The following is a 24,393-nucleotide window of genomic DNA, read 5'->3' as shown; positions in this document are numbered from 1 at the left end:
GGGCGGGTGGAGGGCGTCGGCTCCGTCCTCACCTGCTCGGATGCCAGCGGAACCAGTAGTCGACGCCGTCGGCCCGGTAGCGGGCGCCGTCGTCGAACCGCACCTCGCCGACCAGCCGGAGCGCATCGTCCGCCGGCTGCCGGTGCGGGGCGAGCAGCCGGGTCAGCTCGTCGTAGCGGGCGTCGACGCCGCCGTGTCCCGGATGACTCTCCGGACCGGCCGCCCCTGCTTCGCGGCGCTGGTTCCACCTGGCGAAGATCGCCCACTGCTCGCGCTCCAGCACCACCGCGGCCTCGCTCGCCGGCCACACGACGTACTCGTCGGCCTCATCGGCCTGGTCGTAGTCGTGGCTCCGGAAGTAGTGCGGCCTGCCGTCGATGTCGGCGAGGCCCGCGCGCGGGCCGTCGTGCCAGTCCAGCTCGGCGTACACGCGCCGGAACCCGTCCGCGATCAGCCGCTCTTCGTCCCAGGTCCCAGCCATGCCGGCAGGCTACACAGACACACCCCCTACCGGGGGTCCAGGGCGAGTTGGACCACGCGGCCCTCGCGGAGGACCAGCAGGTCCGGGGACTCGTGTTCGTGGTGGCGGAGGCGGCCGACCGGGCCCGGCGGGCGGACGTGGGGGGCCAGGAGCAGCAGGAGGTCCTCCAGGTCCGGGAACTGTTCCTCGTGGACCTCCTGGCGGGTGGTCAGGGCCCAGCCGCCGCGGTCGGTCGGTGCGAACTCGCCGACGAGCATGCCGCCGACCCGCCATGCCGGGCCCCGGGCCGAGAACAGTCCGTCCCCCGTCAACTGGCGCCGCACCTCCGCGAGCACGTCGTCGGGCGTGGTGTCGAGCAGGTCGAACGCCAGGTCCAGGGCGTAGAGATCAGCCATGAGCCCGATGCTACGGGTCCGGTGCGGGCGGCCCGGAAAGAGGTCGCCCCGCATGATCGACTCCGGTACGGTGTGCCCCGCACCCGTGCGAGCCGCCGAAGTCTCCACCTGTCCCGCGACATGGGAGACCTCCGATGACCGTGATCTCGCCGGCCCCCGAAGCCGCCCCCCGCCGGGCCTGGCTCGCCGATCTGCCCGTGCTGGCCGTCGCCGTCGTCTGGGGCGGCAGCTATCTCGCGGCCAAGGGCATCACCACCACGCACACCGTGATCGCCGTCCTGGTGCTCCGGTTCGCCCTGGTCCTGCCCGTCCTGGTCGTCGCCGGTTGGGCGCGGCTGCGCGCGCTCGGCCCGGCCCAGCTGCGCGGCGCCGGGGGACTGGGCCTCGTACTCGGCGGGATCTTCCTGCTGGAGACCTACGGGGTCGTCCACACCTCCGCGACCAACGCCGGGCTGATCATCAGCCTGACCATGATCTTCACTCCGCTCGCCGAATCCGCGGTGAGGCGGCGGGCGCCGTCCGCGGCCTTCCTCGGCGCCGCCGGCGTGTCCGTCGCGGGCGTCGTGCTGCTGACCCAGGGCGCCGGCTTCACCGCGCCCGGCCTCGGCGACCTGCTCATCCTCGGCGCCGCGCTCGCCCGCACCCTGCACGTCCTGCTGATGGCCCGGGTCGAGGCCGTGCAGGACGCCGACTCGCTGTCCCTGACCACCGTGCAGCTCGGCGGCGCCGTCCTCGTCTTCGCGCTGCTGGCCGCCGTGCCGGGGACCGGGGCGACGCCCTGGGCGGCCGCCGCCGGCTTCGGGGCCGCGCAGTGGGCGGGCCTGGCCTTCCTCTCCGTCTTCTGCACCCTCTTCGCCTTCTTCGTGCAGATGTGGGCCGTACGCCGTACCTCGCCCTCCCGGGTCAGCCTGCTGCTCGGCACCGAGCCCCTGTGGGCGGCCGTCGCCGGCATCGCCATCGGCGGCGAGCACCTGGGCCCGCTGGGCTACGCCGGCATGGCGCTGGTCCTCGTGGGCACCGCGTGGGGCCGCCGAGCGGTCACCTCCGCCGCCGTCCCAGTCCCCGCCGCTGTCCCCGTCCCTGCCCCCGTCACCGCCCCGGCCGCCGGCTGAGGGTGTCCGGAAAACGCCGCAGCCAGGGGTGAGCACCCGCCTTAGGGTGGCCCAATGCCCCGCCCGATGCCCGCGCGCTCAGAGGACCGGCAGGTCCGGGAGCTCCTCCAGCCGGACCCGGCGCCGCTCCCGGCGCGAGAGTTCGCAGGCCTCCGCGATCCGGAACGCGGCGAGCGCCTCCCGGCCGTCGCAGGGATTGGGGCCCCCGCCGCGCACCAGCTGCACGAAGGCCGCCAGCTCGGCCTCGTACGCCGGGGCGAACCGTTCCAGGAAGCCCGTCCACGGCTTGCTCGCCGGGGGCGGGCCGTGCGGTTCGGTCGAGGCGATCGGCGTCCGGTCGTCCAGCCCGACCGAGACCTGGTCCAGCTCCCCGGCCAGCTCCATCCGCACGTCGTAGCCGGCGCCGTTGCAACGGGTTCCGGTCGCCGTGACCAGGGTGCCGTCGTCCAGCGTCAGCACCGCGGCCGCCGTGTCGATGTCGCCCGTCTCCCGGAACAGGGCGGGCCCCGCGTCCGACCCGGCCGCGTACACCTCGACCACCTCGTGCCCGGTCACCCAGCGCACCATGTCGAAGTCGTGCACCAGGCAGTCCCGGTAGAGCCCGCCGGAGGTCGCCAGGTACGCGGCGGCCGGCGGCGCCGGATCGGCCGTCATCGTCCGGACGGTGTGCAGCCGTCCCAGGGAGCCCGAACGGACCAGCTCGCGGGCCGTGCCGTAGCCCGCGTCGAAGCGGCGCATGAAGCCCACCTGGAGCAGCCCGCCCGCGGCGGCGACCTCCCGCAGCGCCGCGAGGGACCGTTTCAGGTCCGGGGCCAGCGGTTTCTCGCAGAAGACCGGCAGCCCGCCGCGGACCGCCCGTACGACGAGGTCCGCGTGTGCCTCGGTCGCGGACGCCACCACGACCGCGTCCACGCCCCAGGTGAAGACCTGCTCCACGGAGGGCGCGGCGGTGGCCCCGAGCCGGTCGGCGAGGCGTGCCGCCCGCGCGGGATCGGCGTCCGCGAGCAGGAGCGAGCCCGCCTCTGGGTGGCGGGCCAGTACCGCCGCGTGGAAGGACCCGATCCGGCCCGTTCCGATCAGCCCGATGCGCATGCACTCAACCTGACCCTGTCGGCGGAACCTGTCAATCCGCCCGCGCATGTCAACCTGACCGAGCGTGCCCCGATGACCCTTCATGGTCGACTGTGGCGGATACTGAGCGGCTGGACCGGAATGGAGCCGGATTGACCGGATTGGTGACCGGCTCGACGACGGACCGAATTGGTGACGAGGGAAGGGCGCGGCGACGTGGCTAGGGTTCGGACAGGGGTGCGCGTCGTGGGCGCCGTGCTCGCGGCGGTACTGGGGGCCTCGCTCGCGGGCTGCAGCAGTACCGGCGGCAAGCGCGCCGAGGAGCGGGCGAAGGCCGAGGCGCAGGGCCGGCCCGCCGTCTCCACCCCGCGCTGGACCTTCGCGATGGTCACGCACGCGGGCGACGGCGACACCTTCTGGGACATCGTCCAGAAGGGCGCCAAGGAGGCCGCGGCGAAGGACAACATCAACTTCGTCTACGCCCACGACGACCAGGCGCAGCAGCAGGCGCAGTTCGTGCAGAACGCCATCGACCAGAAGGTCGACGGGATCATCGTGAGCCTGGCCAAGCCCGAGGCCCTCAAGGACGTCGTCGCCAAGGCCGTCAAGGCCGGCATCCCGGTGGTCACGGTCAATTCCGGCTCCGCCCAGTCCGCCGCGTACGGGGCGCTCACCCACATCGGCCAGGACGAGCAGATCGCCGGCGAGGCGGTCGGCACCGAGCTGAGCAAGCGCGGGAAGAAGAAGGCCGTCTGCGTCCTGCACGAGCAGGGCAACGTCGGCCACGAACAGCGCTGCGCCGGGGCCAAGAAGACCTTCTCCGGCACCATGGAGAACCTGTACGTCGAGGGCACCAACATGCCCTCCGTCCAGGCGGCCGTGCAGGCCAAGCTGCAGGCGGACCCGTCCATCGACGCGATCCTGACCCTCGGCGCTCCCTTCGCCCCCACCGCGGTCAAGGCGAAGGACGCGGCGGGCAGCAAGGCCGAGGTGGACACCTTCGACCTGAACGAGTCCGTCGCCCGCGACCTCGCGTCCGGCGCCCTCGGCTTCGCCGTCGACCAGCAGCCCTACCTCCAGGGCTACGAGGCCGTCGACCTGCTCTGGCTCTACCGCTACAACGCGAACGTGCTCGGCGGCGGCCGCCCGGTGCTCACCGGACCGCAGATCGTCACGGCCGCCGAGGCCGCCAAGCTGGAGGAGTTCATCAAGCGGGGCAGCCGATGAGCACGCACACCGGCGTGGACGAACGGCTCGCGCCCACCTCCACCGTGCGCAAGCTGCTCGGCCGCCCGGAGCTGGGCTCGGTGGTCGGCGCCGTCGCCGTCTTCGTCTTCTTCTCCATCGCCGCGCCCAGCTTCCTGCAGGCGTCCAGCCTCAGCACGATCCTGTACTCGGCCTCCACCATCGGGATCATGGCCGCCCCGGTGGCCCTGCTGATGATCGGCGGGGAGTTCGACCTCTCCGCGGGTGTCATGGTCACGACCTCGGCGCTGGTGAGCTCGATGTTCAGCTACCAGATGACCGCCAACGTCTGGGTCGGCGTTCTGGTGTCGCTCCTGGTCACCCTGGCCATCGGCTTCTTCAACGGCTTCATGCTGACGCGTACGAAACTGCCCAGCTTCATCATCACGCTCGGCACCTTCCTGATGCTGACCGGCCTGAACCTCGGCTTCACCAAGCTGATCAGCGGCACGGTCTCCACCAAGACCATCGCCGACATGGAGGGCTTCTCCTCCGCCCGCGCCCTTTTCGCCTCGCAGTGGACCGTCGGCTCGGTCACCCTCAAGATCACCATCCTGTGGTGGCTGATCCTGGTCGCCGTCGCCACCTGGATCCTGCTGCGCACCCGCGCCGGGAACTGGATCTTCGCCGTGGGCGGCGGGGCCGACGCGGCCCGCGCGACCGGCGTGCCCGTCGTGAAGACCCGTATCGGCCTCTACATGGGCGTCGCCCTGTGCGCCTGGATCTCCGGCCAGCACATCCTCTTCTCGTACGACGTGGTCCAGTCGGGCGAGGGCGTGGGCAACGAGTTCCTCTACATCATCGCGGCCGTCATCGGCGGGTGTCTGATGACCGGCGGCTACGGCTCCGCCATCGGCTCGGCGGTCGGCGCCTTCATCTTCGGCATGACCAGCAACGGCATCGTCTACGCCCAGTGGAACCCGGACTGGTTCAAGTTCTTCCTCGGCGCGATGCTCCTCCTGGCCACGCTCCTCAACGCATGGGTCCGCAAGCGGGCGGAGGCACGCGCATGACCACCCCCCTGGTGAAGCTGACCGAGGTCAGCAAGTACTACGGCAACATCCGCGCCCTCCAAGGGGTCTCCCTGGAGGTCTCGGCGGGCGAGATCACCTGTGTCCTCGGCGACAACGGCGCCGGCAAGTCCACCCTCATCAAGATCATTGCCGGGCTGCACCAGCACGACGCCGGCACCTTCGAGATCGAGGGCGAGCAGACCGTGCTCGCCAACCCGCGCGCGGCCCTGGACCGCGGCATCGCCACCGTCTACCAGGACCTCGCCGTCGTCCCGCTCATGCCCGTCTGGCGCAACTTCTTCCTCGGCTCCGAGCCCACCAGGGGACGCGGTCCCTTCCGCCGCCTCGACGTGGACCTCATGCGCGAGACCACCCGCGCCGAGCTGCTGCGGATGGGCATCGACCTGCGCGACGTCGACCAGCCCATCGGCACCCTGTCCGGCGGCGAGCGCCAGTGCGTGGCCATCGCCCGCGCCGTGTACTTCGGCGCGAAGGTCCTCGTACTCGACGAGCCCACCGCGGCCCTCGGCGTCAAGCAGTCCGGAGTGGTCCTCAAGTACGTCGCCGCCGCCCGCGACGCCGGGCTCGGCGTGGTCCTGATCACGCACAACCCGCACCACGCCCACCTGGTGGGGGACCGCTTCGTCCTCCTCAAGCGCGGCACCATGGCGGGCAGCCACACCCGCGACTCGATCACGCTCGACGAGCTCACCCGCCAGATGGCGGGCGGCTCCGAGCTGGAAGAGCTGAGCCACGAACTGGAGCGGGTGGCAGAATCAGGGGCAGACGCCACACCGACCCCGGCAGGTCCTGACGGCGCGACCGGCCCGGCGGGCACGGCCGACCCGGCTTCCCGCACCACCGCACCCAAGAGGGACGACACGACTCGATGAGCACGTACCGGGACTTCACGCTCGCCCACCGGGGGTCGGCGCGAGGCACCGTCCTGCGGACCATCGGCACCCGTGAGCGACGGTCGCACCTGACCGCCCCGCGCGTCCCGACCGTCGGCATCGACATCGGCGGCACCAAGGTCATGGCCGGCGTCGTCGACGCCGACGGGATCATCCTGGAGAAGATCCGCGCGGAGACCCCCGACAAGTCCAAGAGCGCCAAGGTCGTCGAGGACACCATCGTCGAGCTGGTGCTGGACCTCTCCGACCGGCACGACGTGCACGCGGTCGGCATCGGCGCGGCCGGCTGGGTCGACGCCGACCGCTCCCGCGTCCTGTTCGCACCCCACCTGGCCTGGCGCGACGAGCCGCTGCGCGACGCCCTGCAGTCCCGGCTCGCGGTCCCGGTCATGGTCGACAACGACGCCAACACCGCCGCGTGGGCGGAGTGGCGCTTCGGCGCCGGCCGCGGCGAGGACCACCTCGTCATGATCACGCTCGGCACCGGCATCGGCGGGGCCATCCTCGAAGGCGGCCAGGTCAAGCGCGGCCGGTACGGGGTCGCCGGCGAATTCGGCCACATGCAGGTCGTCCCCGGCGGCCACCGCTGCCCCTGCGGCAACCGCGGCTGCTGGGAGCAGTACAGCTCCGGCAACGCCCTGGTCCGCGAGGCCCGCGAGCTGGCCGCCGCCGACTCCCCGGTGGCGTACAACATCATCGCCCGGGTCGGCGGCAACGTCTCCGAGATCACCGGGCCGCTCATCACCGAGCTGGCCCGCGAGGGCGACGCCATGTGCGTCGAGCTCCTCCAGGACATCGGCCAGTGGCTCGGCGTGGGCATCGCGAACCTCGCCGCCGCCCTCGACCCGTCCTGCTTCGTCATCGGCGGCGGCGTCAGCGCCGCCGACGACCTGCTGATCGGCCCCGCCCGGGACGCCTTCCGCCGCCACCTCACCGGCCGCGGCTACCGGCCCGAGGCCCGCATCGCGAAGGCCCAGCTCGGCCCCGAGGCGGGTATGGTCGGCGCCGCCGACCTCGCCCGGCTCGTCGCCCGGCGCTTCCGCCGCGCCACCCGCAGGCGGGTCGAGCGCTACGAACGGTACGAGCGCTACGCGCAGCAGCTGGGCCGGCGCGAGCCCGCCGTCCCCGAGGACCAGGAAAAACAGTGACACCGCCCACCCTGCCCCACCAGGCCTCCGCCCCCGACGAGGGCGGCGCGCCGCCGCCCACCGCCGAGGACCGCAGGCACGTCGTCAAGCGCCGCTGGATCACCGCGATCATCATCCTGCTGCTGATCGGCGTCCCCGCGGGCTACCTGGCCATCTCCACCCAGCAGAGCCGCGAGAGCGGCCGCGACAAGGCCGCCAAGGTCGGCGCGTCCACGGTGCGCTCCGGCTGGCCCTCGCGGGTGCAGCGCAGCATCTACGAGGTGCCGATCCCGGACAAGGCCTGGCGGGTCGGGTTCCTGGAGACGAACAACTGGCGCACGAGCCGGCTGTACACCCAGTTCGCCGTGACCCCGCCCGAGCTGGACGCGTTCCTGGCCTCCGTCGGCACCAGCCGGGAGGAACTGACCCCCGGGGTGTCCATCTCCGCCCACGACACCTCGGTCGCGGGCTGGGACTGGACGGAGAGCACCGGGTGGCTCGGCACCACCATCGAGCAGGACGACCCGCGGCCCACCCGGGACATCACGGTCGACCTCACCGACCCCAAGGTCTTCAAGGTCTACGTGGTCTCCACAACCACCCCGTGACCGGGTCGGGTCCCCGGTTAGCCTGGGATCATGAAGCTCACCAAGCGGCTGCATTCCTGCGTCCAGTTGGAGAAGGACGGGCGCACGCTCGTCATCGACCCGGGCGCCTTCAGCGAACCGGACGCGGGCCTGGGGGCGGACGCCCTGCTGGTCACGCACGAACACCCCGACCACTTCGAGGAGGGCCGGCTGCGGGCCGCCCTCGACGCGAATCCGGCCGCCGCGCTGTGGACGCTGCGCAGCGTCGCCGAGAAGCTCGCCCCCGCCTATCCGGGCCGCGTGCACACCGTCGGCCACGGCGACGCCTTCACCGCCGCCGGGTTCGAGGTCCAGGTGCACGGGGAACTGCACGCGGTGATCCACCCGGACATTCCGCGGGTCACGAACGTCGGCTACCTGGTGGACGGCTCCCTCTTCCACCCCGGGGACGCGCTGACCGTGCCGGGAGTCCCGGTGGAGACCCTGATGCTCCCGGTGCACGCCCCCTGGAACAAGGTCTCCGAGGTGATCGACTACCTCCGCGAGGTGAAGCCGCACCGGGCCCTCGACATCCACGACGCCTACCTCTCCGACATCGCCCGGCCGGTCTACGACGCCGCCCTGAACGCCCTGGGCGGCACCGACCACGGCCGACTCACCGCGGGGGCCAGCGCCGACCTGTGACTGTCGGTGCCGGGCGGTAGGTTGGCACGTATGCGTATCGCCACCTACAACGTCAACTCCATCACCGCCCGGCTGCCGCGTCTGCTGGCCTGGCTGGAGAGCTCCGGCACGGACGTCCTGTGCATCCAGGAGACCAAGTGCTCGGCGGAGCAGTTCCCGCACGCCGAGCTGCGCGAGCTGGGCTACGAATCGGCCGTCAATGCCACCGGCCGGTGGAACGGCGTCGCCCTGCTCTCCAAGGTGGGCCTGGACGACGTGGTCATGGGGCTGCCCGGCGGGCCCGACTACGAGGGCGTCCAGGAGCCCCGCGCGATCTCCGCGACCTGCGGCGGGGTCCGGGTCTGGTCGGTGTACGTGCCCAACGGCCGCGAGGTCGAGCACGACCACTACGGCTACAAGCTGGACTGGTTCCGCTCCCTGGCCACCGCCGTCGCCGAGGACGCGGCCGGCCCGCGCCCCTTCGCGGTGCTCGGCGACTTCAACGTGGCCCCGACCGACGAGGACGTCTACGACCCGGCCGTCTTCGCGGGCCTCACCCACGTCACCCCCGCCGAGCGGGCCGCTCTGGACGCGCTGCGGGCCGCCGGGCTCTCGGAGGTGCTCCCGCGCCCGCTGAAGTACGACCGCGCGTACACCTTCTGGGACTACCGGATGCTCGCCTTCCCCAAGAACAAGGGCATGCGCATCGACCTGGTCTTCGGGAACGAGCCCTTCACCAAGACCGTCACCGACGCCTACGTCGACCGCGAGGAGCGCAAGGGCAAGGGCGCGTCCGACCACGCGCCCGTCGTCGTGGACCTCGACCTCGACCGCTAAGGGGCATCCCGGACATCCTGCCGACATCCGGGCCGGCGGATCCAGGCGCGCCCTGTGGCCGGCGGCGGATCCTGGTGCGACGCTGGGCGGTATGAACATCCCTTTCCTGGACAACTGGCTGAACCGGCGTGAAACGGAACAGGGTGCGGGACTGGCCGCCGCCTTCGCGGACGACCCCGAAGGCGTCGCCGAGCTGTTCTCGGAGTGCGAGATGCTGCGCGTCCAGGCACGGGCGGCCGGCCTCGAACTCGACGAGACCCAAGCCTCGTTGGAGGCACTGGACCAGCTGATGCCCCGCTGGCGGCGGGACCCCGAGGCGGTGCCCTGGCTCGGCAACGACGCGGGCTTCTACCTCGGGACCGTGATCATCCGGAGCATCCCGGGAGCCGGCTGGCAGGTGTGGCCCAACGGCCAGCCGGTCATCCGGCTGGCCTCGGGCCGGGAGCTGAACGTGATCGAGTCGGGGGTGTCCTGGGCGATGACCGGGTCCCCCGAACTCAGTCAGGCGTACGCGGAGGCTTCCGAGGGCTGAGCACCCGGCGTGTCGGAGCGAAGTGCCCTTCCGCGGCTGGATAGTTTGCGCTGACCTCGACACACCGGCAACCAAGCAGGGCAGGGCAGCGCATGGCCGTCGATCCGTTGATCGAGCTGCACGACGTCAACAAGCACTTCGGACCGCTGCACGTACTGCGGGACATCAACCTCACCGTCGGCCGCGGGGAGGTGGTGGTGGTCATCGGCCCCTCCGGTTCCGGGAAGTCCACCCTGTGCCGGGCGATCAACCGGCTGGAGACCGTCGAGTCGGGCACGATCCTGCTGGAAGGGGAGCCGCTGCCAGCCGAGGGCAAGGACCTGGCCCGGCTGCGCGCCGACGTCGGCATGGTCTTCCAGTCCTTCAACCTCTTCGCGCACAAGACCGTCCTCGCGAACATCTCGCTCGCGCAGATCAAGGTCCGCGGGCGCAAGAGGGAGGAGGCGGACCAGCGCTCCCGGGAGCTCCTGGACCGCGTGGGCCTGGCCGACCAGGCCGCGAAGTTCCCCGCCCAGCTCTCCGGCGGCCAGCAGCAGCGCGTGGCCATCGCCCGCGCCCTCGCCATGGACCCCAAGGCCCTGCTCTTCGACGAGCCCACCTCCGCGCTCGACCCGGAGATGATCAACGAGGTGCTGGAGGTCATGCAGCAGCTCGCGCGCGAGGGGATGACCATGGTCGTGGTCACCCACGAGATGGGCTTCGCCCGCTCCGCCGCGAACCGCGTGGTCTTCATGGCCGACGGGCGGATCGTCGAGGACCGGACCCCGGAGCAGTTCTTCACCGCCCCGGAGAGCGACCGGGCCAAGGACTTCCTCTCCAAGATCCTCAAGCACTGAGGCATCCCGGAGCGGCCCGTCCGGCCCGGTCGCGGCCGCGGATCACTGCTCGCGCAGCGGCACCGAGACGTAGCTGGGATCGGTGCGCGGCGAGGAGAAGGTCAGCTGCGCGCCGGTGGGGTTGTGCTCGATGTAGAGCGGGTCGACGGTGTCGACGACGAGGGCGAGCCGGTGGCCCGCCGGCACGTCGTAGGCGGTGGAGAAGAGCTCCAGGTCCACGCCGAAGGGCTGGCCCGGGGTCTTCCCGTGGAAGGTGTACGGGGCGTTGCTGACGAGCTTGCCGATGCCGAGCGGGCCGACGTCGTAGAGGTAGGCGACGAAGGTGCCGTCGCCCTTGGTGGGCGTGACGGTGGTGTGCAGCTCGACGGTGCCGCGGATCCGGCGTGCCGCGTCGTAGCGCTCCGACTGCCAGACGGCGGCGAAGGCCCGGGGGAGGAGCGGAATCGAGGCGGCCGGAGGGGCCTTGACGAACTGGTCGAGGACGCTGGAGAGCAGGACGATGCCGCCGTTGGCGCCGGAGTCGATGTTGGCGAAGACGTGCTCGCTGTCGGAGAGGGCGAGCTTCTCGGTGCCGCCGGAGCCGACCGACTTCCAGTCGGCGTAGCCCTCGTAGCCGTTGTTGCTGCGGGACTTGATCTGGACCGGGGCCTCGGTGTCGATGCCGTTGCGCTCGCCCTTGAGGTAGCGGTCGAACCAGCGGTGGGCGTTGGTCCAGGTGTCGTTGGGCAGGCCGAGCAGGCCGGTGCCCTCGGCGGTGGCGTGGTCGCCGGGCCGGAACTCCAGGCGCTTGGGGCCGGTCAGCCGCTCGTAGAACTTCGCGTACTGGTTGGGCGGGAAGATGGTGTCGCCCCAGGCGTTGCCGAGCATGATCGCGGCGCCGTTGGCGTTGATCCGGTCCACCTGCTCGGCGGCCGAGCGCTTCCTGCCCCACTCGATCATCTGCTGCTCCCGGTCCAGCCGGGAACCGAGGAAGTCGCCCAGGAGCGACTGGAGTTCGGGTCCGGGGCGGCCGGTGAGGTAGCCGGCGGCGCCGAGCAGCCCGGCGGCCTGCAGGTGCTGGGTGCGGCCGGAGTAGATGGATTCGATGAGGTCGGCCCAGCCGCTCATCGCGACCACGGCCTTGACGCGCGGATCGTGCGCGGAGGCCAGCAGGCTGATGCCGGCTGCGTACGAGACCCCGCCGAGGCCGATGCGGTCCGGGTCGGCGGGGGAGTGGGCGAGCGCCCAGTCGATGACGGCGCTGACGTCGGCGATGTCCGGCGGGCCGGCCACCTCGATCTGCCCGCCGGAGAGCCAGAATCCGCGGGAGGTGTAACTGACCACGACGTAGCCGGAGTCGGCGAGCTTTTTGGCCTGGGCGATGTATTCGATCTGCGGCAGGCCCCAGCTGGTGGGAAGCACGATCAGCGGGTACCTGCGGCCGCTCTCGGCCCCGGCCGGGGTGAAGACGTTGCCCTTGAGGGTGATGCCGCCGGAGCCGGGGATGTCGTGGAAGCTCAGCCCCGACGCGGCGGCCGAGGTGTCGGCGGCGGCTGCCACGGTGGGGGCGGTCGCCGCCTGGGCCTGGTGGGGGGCCAGGCCCAGGGCGGCTGCCGCCAGCAGGGCTGCCACGGCTGCCGCGGTGGTGGTGCGTTCCATCAATCGCTCCTCGCGTACGCCGGGGTAACCAAAGTGACCCGACGGTAACGGGAGGGGATTACTGGAGGTAACCCATGAGTAAGTTACGTGGTGGTAACAATTGAATGAGAGTCAGTCGTGAAACGTCCCGGTCAGCCGTTCTGCGGGGTGCCGGACAGGGCGCTCTTGGCCTTCCACTGGTCCCAGGACAGGTTCCACTCGCCGTACCCGTTGCCGAGGTCCGCGTTGCCCTTGGAGCCGGAACCGACCACCTCGAAGGGGTCGCCGATCTGGGACTGCGCGAAGAAGTCCTTGGCGTCGGCGTCGCTCATCCCCACGCAGCCGGAACTGCTGTTGGTGCGCCCGAAGTTGCCGCTGTTCCACGGTGCGGCGTGCGCGTACATGCCGGACCAGGTGAGCCGCATCGAGTAGTCGACCATCTTGTCGTAGGCGTCGTCGAGGCCCACCGTCTGGGAGTCCATCCGGATGGTGCCCTCCTTCGTCATGATCACCATCTTCCCGGACCAGGAGGCCTTCTTGCCGCCGGGAGTGCCGGCCGAGACCGGGATCGTCTTGAGCGCCTGGCCGTCCTCGGTCACCGACATCTTCTTGGTGTCGAGGCTGACCTCGATCCGGCGGTCCTTGCCGATCTTGAACTCGGTGTTGTAGTCCTTGGCGAAGAGGCCGCCGCCCTTGCCGGAGTCCACGCCGTTCAGGTTCATCTCGACCTTCACGTCCGTGCCGGACTTCCAGTACTCCTTGGGCCGCCAGTCGACGCGGTCATTGCCGGAGTAGTCCTTGATCCAGCCCCAGGAGCCCTCGGTGTTGTTCGAGGTGGTGACCTTGAGCTGCTTCTCCACCTCGGCCTTGTTGGTCACCGGGTTGTCGAAGACGATCGAGACCGGCATCGCCACACCCACCGTGCTGCCCTTGGGGGTGTTGATCGAGACCTTGTTCACCTTGTCGGCGGCGCTGGTCTTGAACTGCGCGGTCGCGCTCTGGCTCTCGGTGTTCTGGGCCTCGACCTTGTACTCCGCGCCGGGTGCGGCCTTGCGCTCCGAGGTCCAGGTCCTGCCGTCGTCGGATATCTTCCCCGGCAGCTCCGCGCCCTTGGCGTCGGTCACCTTCACCTGCGCCAGCTTGCCCTCGGCGATGGTCACCGTGACGGGCTCGCCCGCCTTGACCTGATCGCCCGTCAGGTTCACCGAGACCGCCATGGGGGCCTTCGGCTTGAGCTCGGCCGTGCCCGTCTTCCCCGTGCCGCCGTCACCCCCGCCCGAACAGGCGGTCAGGGCGGCGGCCAGAAGTGCGGTGCCCGCCATGGCGGTGCGGCGTGTGCGGCTCAACGAAGGCCCCTTCGGCTATTGGTGTGGTGATGACCGTTCGCACTTGTAGATGCGACCCGGTCGACTCTAGGTTGCACAATCGGCTGAAAAGATCGTCCTTTCGGTTGTGACGTGGACCGCAGCGAAACGGTCATCGTCCGGTCACAAACGCCGCGCACTTCGGTCATGGGCGGCTGTGAGAGTCCTGTGGGCAACTCGCCAGGACGAACAGGAAGGCCGTCAGTCATGTGTGCACTGCTCATGACCCCCGCCCGGCAGGACCAGGACCAGGAACTGCAGGTACGCACCCTGACCGTCCCCGAATACCGGGCATTCCTTTCCCGGCACCGTGAGGCGAGTTTTCTCCAGCAACCGTCCTGGGCCTGCGTAAAGGACCTTTGGCGCTCGGAAAGGGTCGGATGGCACTACCCGGGCGGGGAGATCGAGGGCGCCGGACTCGTGCTTTACCGCCAATTCCCCGGGACCCGCAAATACTTCGCGTACCTCCCCGAGGGGCCCGTGGCCGACTGGTCCGACCCGCGCATCGACCGCTGGCTGAACCCGCTCATGCGCCACCTGCGCGCCTCCGGCGCCTTCGCCGTCCGCATCGGCCCCACCCCCGCCTACCGCCGCTGGGACGCGGCCGCCGTCAAGTCCGCCACCGGGACCGGCCGGCAGATATCCGACGTGCTCGCCACCGAGGTCGACCCGGTGGGCGCCGCCCTCGCCGACCGGCTGCGCAGCCGCGGCTGGAAGCGGTGCGGCGGCGAGGACGACGGCGACGCCCAGCCCCGTCACGTCTTCCGCGTACCGCTGGCCGGCCGCTCCCTCGACGACCTGTGGGCCGGCCTCAACCAGGAGTGGCGGCGCAACGTGCGCAAGGCCGACAAGGCCGGGGTGGAGACCGTGGTCGGCACCGCCGCCGACCTGCCCGAGTTCTACCGGCTGCTGCGGATCACCGAGGAGCGCGACGGCTTCCGGCTCGGCCGGTCCCTCGGGTACTACGAGCAGCAGTACCGGGTCCTGAACGAGGAGGAGCCCGGCCGGATGCGGCTCTACCTCGGCATCCACCAGGGCGAGATCCTCGCCGCCCACACGATGATCGTCGCCGGCGGCCGGGTCTGGTACCAGACCGGCGCCTCCGCCGACCACCGGCGCGACGTGCGGCCGAGCAACGCCCTGCAGTGGCGCATGATGTGTGACGCACACGCCCTCGGAGCGGACGAATACGACATGCGGGGGGTACCCTCCACTCTCGACCCCGACGAACGTTCTTTCGGGCTGCTGCGCTGGAAGCTCGGCACCGGCGGACAGGTCGTCGAGACGCTCGGAGAGTGGGAGATACCGATGGACGGAGTCGCCAACACGGCGCTCTACAAGGCGTTCCAGGCCTACCTGGCCCGCCGGTGACGGCCACCGACACCAGAACGGACGCCGCGGCCGGCCCGGATGCCCCGGACGCCGCCGGCGCGTCACCGGGAAAGACCTCGGTGCTGCGCAGCGGCGCGCTCATGGCGGCCGGTTCCATCGTCTCCCGTGCCACCGGCTTCATCCGCTCCGCCGTCGTCGTCGCGGCGCTGGGCACCGGACTGCTCGGTGACGGCTACGCCGTCGCCAACACGGTCCCGAACATCATCTACATGCTGCTCATCGGCGGCGCGCTCAACGGCGTGTTCGTCCCCGAGCTGGTCCGGGCCGCCAAGGAACACGCGGACGGCGGCTCCGCCTACACCGACCGGCTGCTCACCGCCTGCACCGCGGCGCTCGTGACGCTCACCGCCGTCGCCGTCCTCGCCGCCCCGCTGATCATCTCGGTGTACACCGACTACAGCGGGGCCCAGGAGAGCACCACCGTGGCCCTGGCCCGGTACTGCCTGCCGCAGATCCTCTTCTACGGGCTGTTCACCCTGCTCGGCCAGGTGCTCAACGCCCGCGGCCGGTTCGGCGCGATGATGTGGACCCCGGTCCTCAACAACGTCGTGATCATCGCCGTCTTCGGGCTGTTCCTCTACGTCTCGCACGACGCGACCGGCGGCCTCAGCGCCGACGAGACCCGGCTGCTCGGCCTCGGCACCACCGCCGGCATCGTCGTCCAGGCCCTCGCCCTGGTCCCCTCGCTGCGCGCCGCCCGCTTCCGCTGGCGCCCCCGCTTCGACTGGCGCGGAAGCGGCCTCGGCCGTCCGCTGCGCAACGCGGGCTGGCTGGTCATGCTCGTCCTCACCAACCAGATCGGTTACTGGGTCGTCACCCGGCTCTCCACCACCACCGGACAGCACGCCGTCGAGGCCGGACTCGCCGGCGGCGCCGGCTACACCGCCTACAGCAACGCCTACCAGCTGTGGATCGTCCCGCAGGGCATCATCACCGTCTCCCTCGTGACCGCCCTGATGCCCCGGATGAGCGCGGCCGCCTCCGACGGCGAACTCGCCACCCTGCGCGGGGACATCTCCTACGCACTGCGCTCCAGCGCCGCCCTCGTCGTCCCCGCCGCCGCGCTCTTCGCCGCGCTCGCCCCCTGGGTGATGGGCAGCGTCTTCGAGTACGGCCGCACCGGCGCCGCCGACATCGAGGTCATGGCGGGCATGCTCATCGCCTTCGCCCCCGGCCTGATCGCCTACTCCGCGCAGTACGTGCTCTCGCGCGGCTTCTACGCCCTCTCCGACACCCGCACCCCCTTCTTCCTGAACCTGGTCATCGCCGCACTGAACGCCGGGCTGTCGGCCGCCGCCTACTTCCTGCTGACCCCGCGCTGGGCGGTCACCGGCATGGCCGCTGCATCCTCCGTCGCCTTCCTCGCGGGCGCCGCCGTGACCGCGTACACCCTCGCCCGCCGGCTCGGCCCGCGCACGGGAACCCGTACCGCACGGCGCACGACCGCCGTACGGACCCACCTGCGGCTGCTGGTGGCCTGCGCACCCGCGGGTGCCGCCGGGTACGCGGCCGCACGCGCCGCCGAACGCTTCGGCGACTTCGCCGCCGTCGCGGCGGGAACCGCGGCACTGGCCCTCGTCGTCGTCCTCCTCGCCGGGCCGCTGCGCCTGACGGAGATAACCGACCTGCTCGCCTCCCTGCGGCGCAAGATCCGCCGGTAGCGGGAGGAGGAGCCATGGAACACCCTGGGATACTGACCGGATGCCACGCGTACTGCTGATCGAGGACGACCCGTCCGTCCGGGAGGGGGTGGGCCTCGGCCTGCGCCGCCGCGGCCACGAGGTGAGCTCCGCCGAGACCGGCGAGGAAGGCCTCGCCCTGATGGGCACCTTCCGGCCCGAACTCGTCCTGCTCGACCTGATGCTGCCGGGGATCAACGGCGTGCAGGTCTGCCACCGCATCCGCCAGACCAGCGAGGTGCCGATCATCATGCTGACCGCGCGCGGCGACGACTTCGACATCGTCATCGGCCTGGAGGCCGGCGCCGACGACTACATCGTCAAACCCGCCCGCACCGAGGTGATAGAGGCCCGCATCAAGGCCGTACTGCGCCGGCTCATCGACCCGGTGGGCGTCCGCCCCGACGTCGAGGTCCACGCGGAACTGACCATCGACCGCAGCGGGCTCACCGTCGCCAAGAACGGCGGGCGCGTGGCCCTCGCCCCCAGCGAACTGAAGCTCCTGCTGCACCTGTCGGCCTCGCCCGAGCAGGTCTTCTCCCGCCAGCAGCTCCTCGAGTACGTCTGGGACCACAGCTACCACGCCGACGCCCGCCTCGTGGACGCCTGCGTCCGGCGCCTGCGGCACAAGATCGAGGACCCCGCCGGCAGCCCCCGCTACATACAGACCGTGCGCGGCTTCGGCTACCGCTTCGGCCCCCTGTAGGCCGCGGTGCGACGCATAGCACCGCTGGGGCTGCGCACCCGGCTGATCGCGGCCTTCCTGCTGGTCGCGGCGATCAGCGCGGGGACCACTGCCGCGCTCACCTACCAGCAGGCGCGCAACGCCATCCTCAAGCAGACCCAGGACACCGCGGTCAACAGCCTGCGGGAACAGATCGAACAGCAGGAACTGCGCCTTCCGCTGGCCCAGCAGGAGCTCCAGCGCGTCGTCATCGAGCTCGGCAAGCGCGGCAAGCCCCATCCGTGGATCATCTTCGGCGAGTACGGCGGAGTGCGCGTCTCCACCAACCCCGACACGCCCGTCTCCAGCGTGATCACCGACAGCCTGCGCGAAAAGGTCCGCCACAACCAGTACGCCGCCTTCCAGCGCGTCGAGGACCAGCGCGGCAACCCGTGGCTCACGATCGGCGTCCCCGCCCTCTTCGAGCACAAGGGCTCCAGCGAACCCACCGGGGTCGTCTTCTACGCCAGCGTCCCGCTCTCCACCGAGAAGCAGACCGTCGAGGCCATGGTCGAGGCCGCCCAGCAGGGCGCCGTCCCGGGGCTCGCCATCGCCATCGTCCCCGCGCTGCTGGCCGCCCGCAGCGTGCTGCGGCCGGTCCGCGACATGCGCCGCGCCGCCCAGCGGCTGGGCCGCGGCCGCCTCGACACCCGCATCGAGGTCCGGGGCGCCGACGAACTCGCCGGACTCGCCCGCACCTTCAACGAGACCGCACGCGCCCTGGAGCAGTCCGTGCGCGAACTGCAGGACGCGGAGACCCGCGCCCGCCGCTTCGCCTCCGACGTCTCCCACGAACTGCGCACCCCCCTCGCCGGGATGCTCGCCGTGACCGAGGTCCTCGACGAGGACGCCGCGCACCTCGACGCCGACACCGCCAAGGCCCTGCGCCTGGTCAGCGCCGAGACCGGCAAGCTCGCCGTCCTCGTCGAGGACCTGATGGAGATCTCCCGGTTCGACGCCCGGGCCGCCGAGCTCAACCTCGACGACGTGGACATCGCCGAAGCCGTGCGCAAGACCCTCGAACGACGCCACTGGAACGACCACCGCGTCGTCACCGAGCTGCCGGACCGGGTACGCGCCCGACTCGACCCGCGCCGCTTCGACGTGGTCCTCGCCAACCTCGTCGGCAACGCCCTGCGGCACGGCGGCGCCCCCGTCCACGTCACCGTGCGGACGGCACCGGGCGAGGACGGCGAGCGCCTGCTGATCCACGTCGCCGACAGCGGGCCCGGCATCGCCCCCGAGGTGCTGCCGCACATCTTCGACCGCTTCTTCAAGGCCGACGCGGCCCGGACCCGCTCCGCCGGCAGTGGCCTCGGACTCGCCATCACCCTGGAGAACGTCCGCCTGCACGGCGGCACCCTCCAGGCGGGCAACGGGCCGGCCGGGGGAGCCCTCTTCACCCTCGACATGCCGCTGGAGGCCCGCGTATGACAGCGCGGAGGACGAGGTCCCGGGCCACGGCGGTTACGGCGGCGCTGGCGGCCTGCGCCCTGCTGCTCACCGGATGCGGGATCAAGCGCAGCGGGGTGGTCGACAGTGGCCACGCCGCCACCGTCAAGGTCCCCGGCAGCAAGACCGCCGCCATCCTCTACTTCGTCTCGAGGGAGGGAGACCGGCTCGTCCCGGTCCCGTTCGCGATCAGCGCCGAGTACACCCTCGCGCCCGTCCCGCTCCTGCGGCTGCTGCTGAACGGCCCCACCGGTCCGGCGGACGCGGCGGGGTTGACCACAGCGCTGCCCCGGCTGTCCGACGCGCAGGCGGAGGCGGTGGCGGTGAGCCAGAACTCGACGGACGAGGGGCTGACGGTCCGGGTGCCGTTCGCCGTGGGCAGCCTGTCGGATCTGGGCCGCGACCAACTGGTGTGCACCGTCGGTGCCTCCGCCCTGCCGAACACCTTCAGCCCGGTCACCCTCCAGGGCACCGACACCACTCTTCCCTCCGCAGAGTGCGACACAGGGCGCTGACCCGCGGTGGACCGGCGGTGCTGACCGGCGGCGCCGACCCGCGGCGCCGACCCGTGCGGCCGGACCGCGGCCGGCCGCGGCCTTGCGGGCGGGGCCGCCCACCCGTCACGGTGGCCCCATGGACCACGCCGCGGACGTCCCCGACGTCTTCGACCCCCGGATCTACGCCGAGGGCATCCCGCACGCCCGCTACCGGGTGCTGCGCGCGCACCATCCGGTGGCCTGGCAGGAGGAGCCCGAGATCGCCGGGTGGCCCGCCGGCCCCGGCTTCTGGGCCGTCACCCGGCACGCCGACGTCGTCCGGGTCCTGCGCGACCACCGCGCGTACTCCTCCTGGGCCGGCGCCACCCAGATCCGCGACCCCGACCCGGCCGACCTGCCGTTCCTGCGCAGCACCATGCTCAACCAGGACCCGTCGAAGACCGCCGGGGACCACGGCAGGCTGCGCCGGCTCGTCGCCCGGGCCTTCACCCCCGCCCGCGTCGACGCCTTCGCCGGGCGGGTACGGGAACGCGCCCGCGGCCTGCTCGCCGGCGCCCGGAAGAACGCCGAGGACGGAGCCGCCGACCTCGTGCGCACCGTCACCGACGAGTTCGCCCTGCTGAACCTCACGGACCTGCTGGGCATCCCGGCCGCCGACCGGGCCCTGCTGCTGGAGTGGACCGTACGGATCATCGGCTACCAGGACCCCGAGGACGCGCCCGCGCCGCTGCTCGGCCCCGACGGCAAGCCGCTGAACCCGCGCTCCCCGGCGCTGCTCGGCGAGATGTTCGCGTACGCCCGCGAACTGGCCGCCCACAAGCGGGCGCACCCGGGCGACGACGTGATGACCGCCCTGGCGCACGCCGGACTCGCGGACGCCGAACTGGAGATGTTCTTCTTCCTGCTCACGGTCGCGGGCAACGACACCGTCCGCAGCGCCGCCCCAGGCGGCCTGCTCGCCCTCGCCCTCGTCCCGGACGCCTACCGCCGACTCGCCGCAGGGGAGGTCCCGGTGGACCGGGCCGTCGACGAACTCCTGCGCGTCCACCCGCCGGTGCTCAGCTTCCGCCGCACGGCCGCCGTCGACACCGAACTCGCCGGGCAGCCGATCCGGGCCGGGGACAAGGTGGTGGTCTTCCACGCCTCCGCCAACCACGACGAGCGCGTCTTCACCGACCCCGCCCGTCTCGACCTCGGCCGCACGCCCAACCCGCACGTCTCCTTCGGGGACGGCCCGCACGTCTGCCTCGGCGCGCACTTCGCCCGGCTCCAGCTGCGGACCTTCTACGAGGAGTGGTGCGCGACCATGCCCGTACCCGAATCGGCCGGCCCGCCCCGGCGGCTGGTGTCGAACTTCATCAACGGGATCACGCGGCTGCCGCTACGGGTGTCCGGGCCGCCTCGGTGACGTCCGCGACCAGCTCGGTCACGTCCGGCCCGTAGGCATCCGAGTTGATCACCTTCAGCATGATGCAGAACGACCCGTTGCGGTACTTGCCGGCCAGTGCCTCGTGGTGCCTGGCCAGGTAACGGGCCGCCGCCTGGTTGCTGTTGGCCGTCTGTCCCGACAGCAGGAACACCGGCCGGGAGCCCTGCCCGGTCGTCAGCCGCGCCAGCAGGACGTACTCGACCTGGCCCTTCACCCAGCGGTACGCCTCCCCGCCGACCCGGATGGCGGCGCGGTCCGGATGGCCCGACGGGAGCCCGATGTCGGTTTGCACGCCCGGCAGCATGGACGCCAGATGCGCGGTCGTGCGGACGTTGGAGGTCGGCCCGCCGACGCAGAACTCGGATCGCTCACCGAAGCCCTGCCGGGCCGCGTCGTGGGTGACGATCTGGACGTTCGCCCCGCAGTCCTTGATCAGGGAGGAGATCTCCAGAAGGGCGAAGGCGTCGTTGCGGTGCAGGGACGCATCGGTGCCGCCCATCTGCCGGTTGACCACGAACAGGCAGTCGGAGCCGGTCGGCAGCCCGAAGAACGCCTGCTTGCGGCGGAGCGCGCGCCGCCAGACGTAGGTCCGGGAGAACCAGCCGAAGCCGCCGCTGAGGGCCGTGGCTATCACCCCGAGCACGATGTTGCGCACGTCGTCGTTCATGCGCGGGATGCTAGGGCATCCCGCGTCCGGGGTCAGCGGCAGGTCCGGGGACTCCCGTCCGGGCGGAGTCCGGGGCGGTGAACCGCGCGTCGGGGCCGACGCCCTGACGGGACGGCGGGGCGGCGGCTAGGCTCGGCGCACGCTGCCACTGGAGGTCCGGATGCACCGTCCCGCCGCCCGCACGTTACCGCTGCTGGCCCTCGTCGCCGCACTCGTCTCGACCGGCGCCGCCGCCCCGCCGCCGGCCCCGCCCGCACCGGCCAAGGTGCCGGTCGCCGCCGGCTACGGCGGGGCCGTCGCCAGCGTCGACGCCGACGCCTCCGCCGCGGGCATCGCCGTGCTGCGCTCCGGGGGCAACGCCGTGGACGCGGCGGTGGCCACCGCCGCCGCGCTCGGTGTCACCGAGCCCTATTCGGCGGGCATCGGCGGAGGCGGCTACTTCGTCTACTACGACGCGCGCTCGCGCCGGGTGCACACCATCGACGGCCGCGAGACCGCCCCCGCCACGGCCACCGCCGCGCTGTTCCAGGAGAACGGCGCGCCCATCCCCTTCGCCGAGGGCCAGACCAGCGGCCTCGGCGTCGGCGTCCCCGGAACCCCCGCCACCTGGAAGAGCGCCCTCGACGACTGGGGCACCCGGCCGCTGCGCCACCTGCTCAAGCCCGCCGAGAAACTGGCGCGCGACGGCTTCACGGTGGACGCCACCTTCCGGGCCCAGACCGAGCTCAACGAGGCCCGCTTCAAGGACTTCCCGGACACCTCGAAGCTCTTCCTGCCGGGCGGCGCCCTCCCGGTGGTCGGCTCCACCTTCAAGAACCCCGACCTGGCCGCCACCTACGCCGAACTCGCCCGCAAGGGGACCGGCGCCCTGTACCGCGGCCCCATCGCCGAGGACATCGTCCGGGCCGTCCGCACGCCCCCGGTGGACCCGGCGGCCACCCGGAAGGTGCGGCCCGGCGACCTGACCACCCGCGACCTGCGCGCGTACGCGACCAAGCGGCAGGACCCGACCCGCGTGGGCTACCGCGGCCTGGACGTCTACGGCATGGCGCCCTCCTCCTCCGGCGGCACCACCGTCGGCGAGGCGCTGAACATCCTGGAGCGGAGCGACCTCTCGAAGCTCTCCGAGGTGCAGTACCTGCACCACTTCATCGAGGCCTCCCGGATCTCCTTCGCCGACCGGGGCCGCTGGGTCGGCGACCCGGCGGCCGAGGACGTACCGACGCGCGAACTGCTCTCGCAGCGGTTCGCCGACTCGCGGGCCTGCCTGATCCGGCCGGACCGGACGCTGACCAGCCCGCTCGCCCCCGGCGACCCGCGCCACCCCGTGCCCTGCGCCACGACCGGGCAGGCCGCCCCGACCACGTACGAAGGGGAGAACACCACCCACCTGACGGTCGCCGACCGCTGGGGCAACGTGGTGTCCTACACCCTGACCATCGAGTCCACGGGCGGCAGCGCGATCACCGTCCCGGGCCGCGGCTTCCTCCTCAACAACGAGCTCACCGACTTCTCCTTCGCCCCGGCCGCGCCCGGAGTCTCCGACCCGAACCTGCCCGGCCCCGGCAAGCGGCCGCGCTCCTCCATGTCCCCGACGATCGTGCTGGAGCACGGCCGGCCGGTGCTCGCGGTGGGTTCCCCGGGCGGCGCCACCATCATCACCACCGTCCTGCAGACCCTGACCGGCCACCTGGACAGGGGTCTGCCGCTGGTCGACGCGATCGCCGCGCCGCGGGCCAGCCAGCGCAACCAGGCCACCACCGAGCTGGAGCCGGCCCTGTGGGACAGTCCGCTGCGCGCCGAACTGGAGGCACTGGGCCAGCGCTTCCGGCAGAATCCGGAGATCGGCGCCGCCACCGGCGTCCAGCGGCTGCCGGACGGCCGCTGGCTGGCGGCGGCCGAGCCCACCCGCCGCGGCGGCGGCTCGGCCATGGTCGTCCACCCGCACGGCAGGCCGTAGCACGCGGGCGGCTCCTACAGAGCGGTCAGGATCCTGGGGCCGTCGGCGGTGATCGCGACCGTGTGCTCCGCGTGGGTGGCGCGGCTGCCGTCGACGGTGCGCAGGGTCCAGCCGTCGGCGTCGCACCGGTAGTCGTCCGTGCCGCCGGCGGTCAGCATCGGCTCGATGGCGAGGACCATGCCGGGGCGCAGCTTCATGCCGCGTCCCGGCGGTCCCTCGTTGGGCACGCCCGGGTCCTCGTGCATGCTGCGGCCGATGCCGTGGCCGCCGAAGCCGTCGGGGACGCCGTACCCGGCGGCGCGGCCGACGGTGCCCACGGCGTGGGCGATGTCCCCGATCCTGTTGCCCGGCACGGCGGCGGCGATCCCGGCCGCGAGCGCCGCTTCGGCCGTCCCGATCAGCCGCAGGTCGGCGGGGCGGGCCCGGCCGACCGTGAAGCTGACCGCCGCGTCGCCGACCCAGCCGCCGAGCTTCGCACCGCAGTCGATGCTGACCAGGTCGCCGTCGCGCAGCCGGTAGTCGTCGGGGATGCCGTGCACGATCGCGTCGTTGACCGAGGCGCACACCACGGCGGGGAAGGGCACCGGCGCGAACCGCGGCCGGTAGCCCAGGAAGGGCGAGGTCGCGCCGGCCTCGCGGAGCACCTCGCGGGCGACCCGGTCCAGGTCCAGCAGGGACACCCCGACGTGCGCGGCCTCCCGTACGGCGGCCAGCGCGTGCGCGACCACCCGGCCCGCGGCGCGCATCTTGTCGATCTCAAGGTCTGTCTTCAGTTCCACCATGCCAATAACTATACCGG

24 protein-coding genes are annotated in these 24,393 nt (G+C 72.0%); 17 read left to right on the top strand and 7 right to left on the bottom strand.

The features are described 5' to 3' along the window. Positions 1-28 precede the first annotated feature (28 nt). On the bottom strand, positions 29-481 hold the full coding sequence (locus OG534_RS06610) for a hypothetical protein (protein ID WP_326587134.1): 453 nt from the start codon (positions 479-481) through the stop codon (positions 29-31). Positions 482-507: 26 nt separating this feature from the next. Next, complete coding sequence (locus tag OG534_RS06605) at positions 508-876, bottom strand: hypothetical protein (RefSeq protein WP_326587133.1); 369 nt, start codon at positions 874-876, stop codon at positions 508-510. Between the two features lie 134 nt (positions 877-1,010). On the opposite strand from OG534_RS06605, the gene OG534_RS06600 reads away from it, so the two are divergent. Then, positions 1,011-1,988: a DMT family transporter gene (locus OG534_RS06600; RefSeq protein WP_326587132.1), complete on the top strand. Its 978-nt coding sequence runs from the start codon at positions 1,011-1,013 to the stop codon at positions 1,986-1,988. 78 nt (positions 1,989-2,066) lie between these two features. Here the strand turns inward: OG534_RS06600 and OG534_RS06595 are convergent, their stop codons facing one another. Next, on the bottom strand, positions 2,067-3,080 hold the full coding sequence (locus OG534_RS06595) for a Gfo/Idh/MocA family protein (protein ID WP_326587131.1): 1,014 nt from the start codon (positions 3,078-3,080) through the stop codon (positions 2,067-2,069). A 195-nt stretch (positions 3,081-3,275) separates the two neighbouring features. On the opposite strand from OG534_RS06595, the gene OG534_RS06590 reads away from it, so the two are divergent. The 9 genes from OG534_RS06590 (at position 3,276) to OG534_RS06550 (ending at position 10,813) form a co-directional block, all read left to right on the top strand. Further along, positions 3,276-4,286: a sugar ABC transporter substrate-binding protein gene (locus OG534_RS06590; protein WP_442807044.1), complete on the top strand. Its 1,011-nt coding sequence runs from the start codon at positions 3,276-3,278 to the stop codon at positions 4,284-4,286. Next, positions 4,283-5,317, top strand: coding sequence for an ABC transporter permease (locus OG534_RS06585; protein WP_326587130.1), 1,035 nt, complete (start codon positions 4,283-4,285; stop codon positions 5,315-5,317). Before OG534_RS06590 ends, OG534_RS06585 begins: the two co-directional genes overlap by 4 nt. Then, positions 5,284-6,210 (top strand): ATP-binding cassette domain-containing protein, encoded by a 927-nt coding sequence (locus OG534_RS06580; RefSeq protein ID WP_398562809.1) that lies wholly within the window; start codon positions 5,284-5,286, stop codon positions 6,208-6,210. The genes OG534_RS06585 and OG534_RS06580 overlap by 34 nt, the downstream gene beginning before the upstream one ends. Beyond that, positions 6,207-7,379 (top strand): ROK family glucokinase, encoded by a 1,173-nt coding sequence (locus tag OG534_RS06575; protein ID WP_326587128.1) that lies wholly within the window; start codon positions 6,207-6,209, stop codon positions 7,377-7,379. The genes OG534_RS06580 and OG534_RS06575 overlap by 4 nt, the downstream gene beginning before the upstream one ends. Beyond that, entirely contained in the window at positions 7,376-7,966 is a 591-nt protein-coding gene (locus OG534_RS06570; RefSeq protein WP_326587127.1) for a hypothetical protein, read from the top strand. The genes OG534_RS06575 and OG534_RS06570 overlap by 4 nt, the downstream gene beginning before the upstream one ends. A 30-nt stretch (positions 7,967-7,996) precedes the next feature. Continuing rightward, positions 7,997-8,629, top strand: coding sequence for an MBL fold metallo-hydrolase (locus OG534_RS06565; RefSeq protein WP_326587126.1), 633 nt, complete (start codon positions 7,997-7,999; stop codon positions 8,627-8,629). Positions 8,630-8,659: 30 nt separating this feature from the next. After that, positions 8,660-9,445, top strand: coding sequence for an exodeoxyribonuclease III (locus OG534_RS06560; protein WP_326587125.1), 786 nt, complete (start codon positions 8,660-8,662; stop codon positions 9,443-9,445). A gap of 91 nt (positions 9,446-9,536) precedes the next feature. After that, positions 9,537-9,977, top strand: a complete 441-nt coding sequence (locus OG534_RS06555; protein WP_326587124.1) for a DUF6278 family protein — start codon at positions 9,537-9,539, stop codon at positions 9,975-9,977. A gap of 92 nt (positions 9,978-10,069) precedes the next feature. Beyond that, positions 10,070-10,813 (top strand): amino acid ABC transporter ATP-binding protein, encoded by a 744-nt coding sequence (locus tag OG534_RS06550; RefSeq protein ID WP_326587123.1) that lies wholly within the window; start codon positions 10,070-10,072, stop codon positions 10,811-10,813. Positions 10,814-10,855: 42 nt separating this feature from the next. Here OG534_RS06550 and OG534_RS06545 read toward each other — a convergent pair whose 3' ends face one another. Both OG534_RS06545 and OG534_RS06540 read right to left on the bottom strand, forming a co-directional pair. Further along, the gene (locus tag OG534_RS06545) at positions 10,856-12,451 is read right to left on the bottom strand and encodes a CocE/NonD family hydrolase (protein ID WP_326587122.1); all 1,596 of its coding nucleotides are present in this window, start codon (positions 12,449-12,451) and stop codon (positions 10,856-10,858) included. A gap of 131 nt (positions 12,452-12,582) precedes the next feature. Continuing rightward, complete coding sequence (locus tag OG534_RS06540; protein ID WP_326593502.1) at positions 12,583-13,752, bottom strand: L,D-transpeptidase; 1,170 nt, start codon at positions 13,750-13,752, stop codon at positions 12,583-12,585. Between the two features lie 249 nt (positions 13,753-14,001). On the opposite strand from OG534_RS06540, the gene OG534_RS06535 reads away from it, so the two are divergent. The 6 genes from OG534_RS06535 (at position 14,002) to OG534_RS06510 (ending at position 20,946) form a co-directional block, all read left to right on the top strand. Then, positions 14,002-15,165 carry a lipid II:glycine glycyltransferase FemX gene (locus OG534_RS06535; RefSeq protein WP_326587121.1) on the top strand — a complete coding sequence of 388 codons (1,164 nt, stop codon included), beginning with the start codon at positions 14,002-14,004 and terminating at the stop codon, positions 15,163-15,165. Beyond that, the gene (murJ, locus tag OG534_RS06530; protein WP_442807042.1) at positions 15,162-16,847 is read left to right on the top strand and encodes a murein biosynthesis integral membrane protein MurJ; all 1,686 of its coding nucleotides are present in this window, start codon (positions 15,162-15,164) and stop codon (positions 16,845-16,847) included. The genes OG534_RS06535 and murJ overlap by 4 nt, the downstream gene beginning before the upstream one ends. A gap of 40 nt (positions 16,848-16,887) precedes the next feature. Continuing rightward, entirely contained in the window at positions 16,888-17,571 is a 684-nt protein-coding gene (locus tag OG534_RS06525; RefSeq protein ID WP_326587120.1) for a response regulator transcription factor, read from the top strand. Between the two features lie 6 nt (positions 17,572-17,577). Then, the gene (locus OG534_RS06520; protein WP_326587119.1) at positions 17,578-19,023 is read left to right on the top strand and encodes a HAMP domain-containing sensor histidine kinase; all 1,446 of its coding nucleotides are present in this window, start codon (positions 17,578-17,580) and stop codon (positions 19,021-19,023) included. Further along, positions 19,020-19,556: a hypothetical protein gene (locus tag OG534_RS06515; protein ID WP_326587118.1), complete on the top strand. Its 537-nt coding sequence runs from the start codon at positions 19,020-19,022 to the stop codon at positions 19,554-19,556. The genes OG534_RS06520 and OG534_RS06515 overlap by 4 nt, the downstream gene beginning before the upstream one ends. Before the next feature lie 118 nt (positions 19,557-19,674). Continuing rightward, positions 19,675-20,946 (top strand): cytochrome P450, encoded by a 1,272-nt coding sequence (locus OG534_RS06510; protein ID WP_326587117.1) that lies wholly within the window; start codon positions 19,675-19,677, stop codon positions 20,944-20,946. Here OG534_RS06510 and OG534_RS06505 read toward each other — a convergent pair. Beyond that, positions 20,906-21,634 carry a hypothetical protein gene (locus OG534_RS06505; protein WP_326587116.1) on the bottom strand — a complete coding sequence of 243 codons (729 nt, stop codon included), beginning with the start codon at positions 21,632-21,634 and terminating at the stop codon, positions 20,906-20,908. The two genes, OG534_RS06510 and OG534_RS06505, sit on opposite strands and share 41 nt — an antisense overlap. Before the next feature lie 160 nt (positions 21,635-21,794). Here OG534_RS06505 and ggt point away from each other — a divergent pair, with 160 nt between their 5' ends. Beyond that, positions 21,795-23,594, top strand: coding sequence for a gamma-glutamyltransferase (gene ggt, locus OG534_RS06500; protein WP_326587115.1), 1,800 nt, complete (start codon positions 21,795-21,797; stop codon positions 23,592-23,594). A 14-nt stretch (positions 23,595-23,608) separates the two neighbouring features. Here the strand turns inward: ggt and map are convergent, their stop codons facing one another. Then, positions 23,609-24,376, bottom strand: coding sequence for a type I methionyl aminopeptidase (map, locus tag OG534_RS06495; RefSeq protein WP_326587114.1), 768 nt, complete (start codon positions 24,374-24,376; stop codon positions 23,609-23,611). Positions 24,377-24,393 lie beyond the last annotated feature (17 nt).

The organism is Streptomyces sp. NBC_01294, from assembly GCF_035917235.1.
Taxonomy (GTDB): Bacteria; Actinomycetota; Actinomycetes; order Streptomycetales; family Streptomycetaceae; genus Streptomyces; species Streptomyces caledonius.
This window is presented reverse-complemented; position numbering and strand designations above follow the sequence as displayed.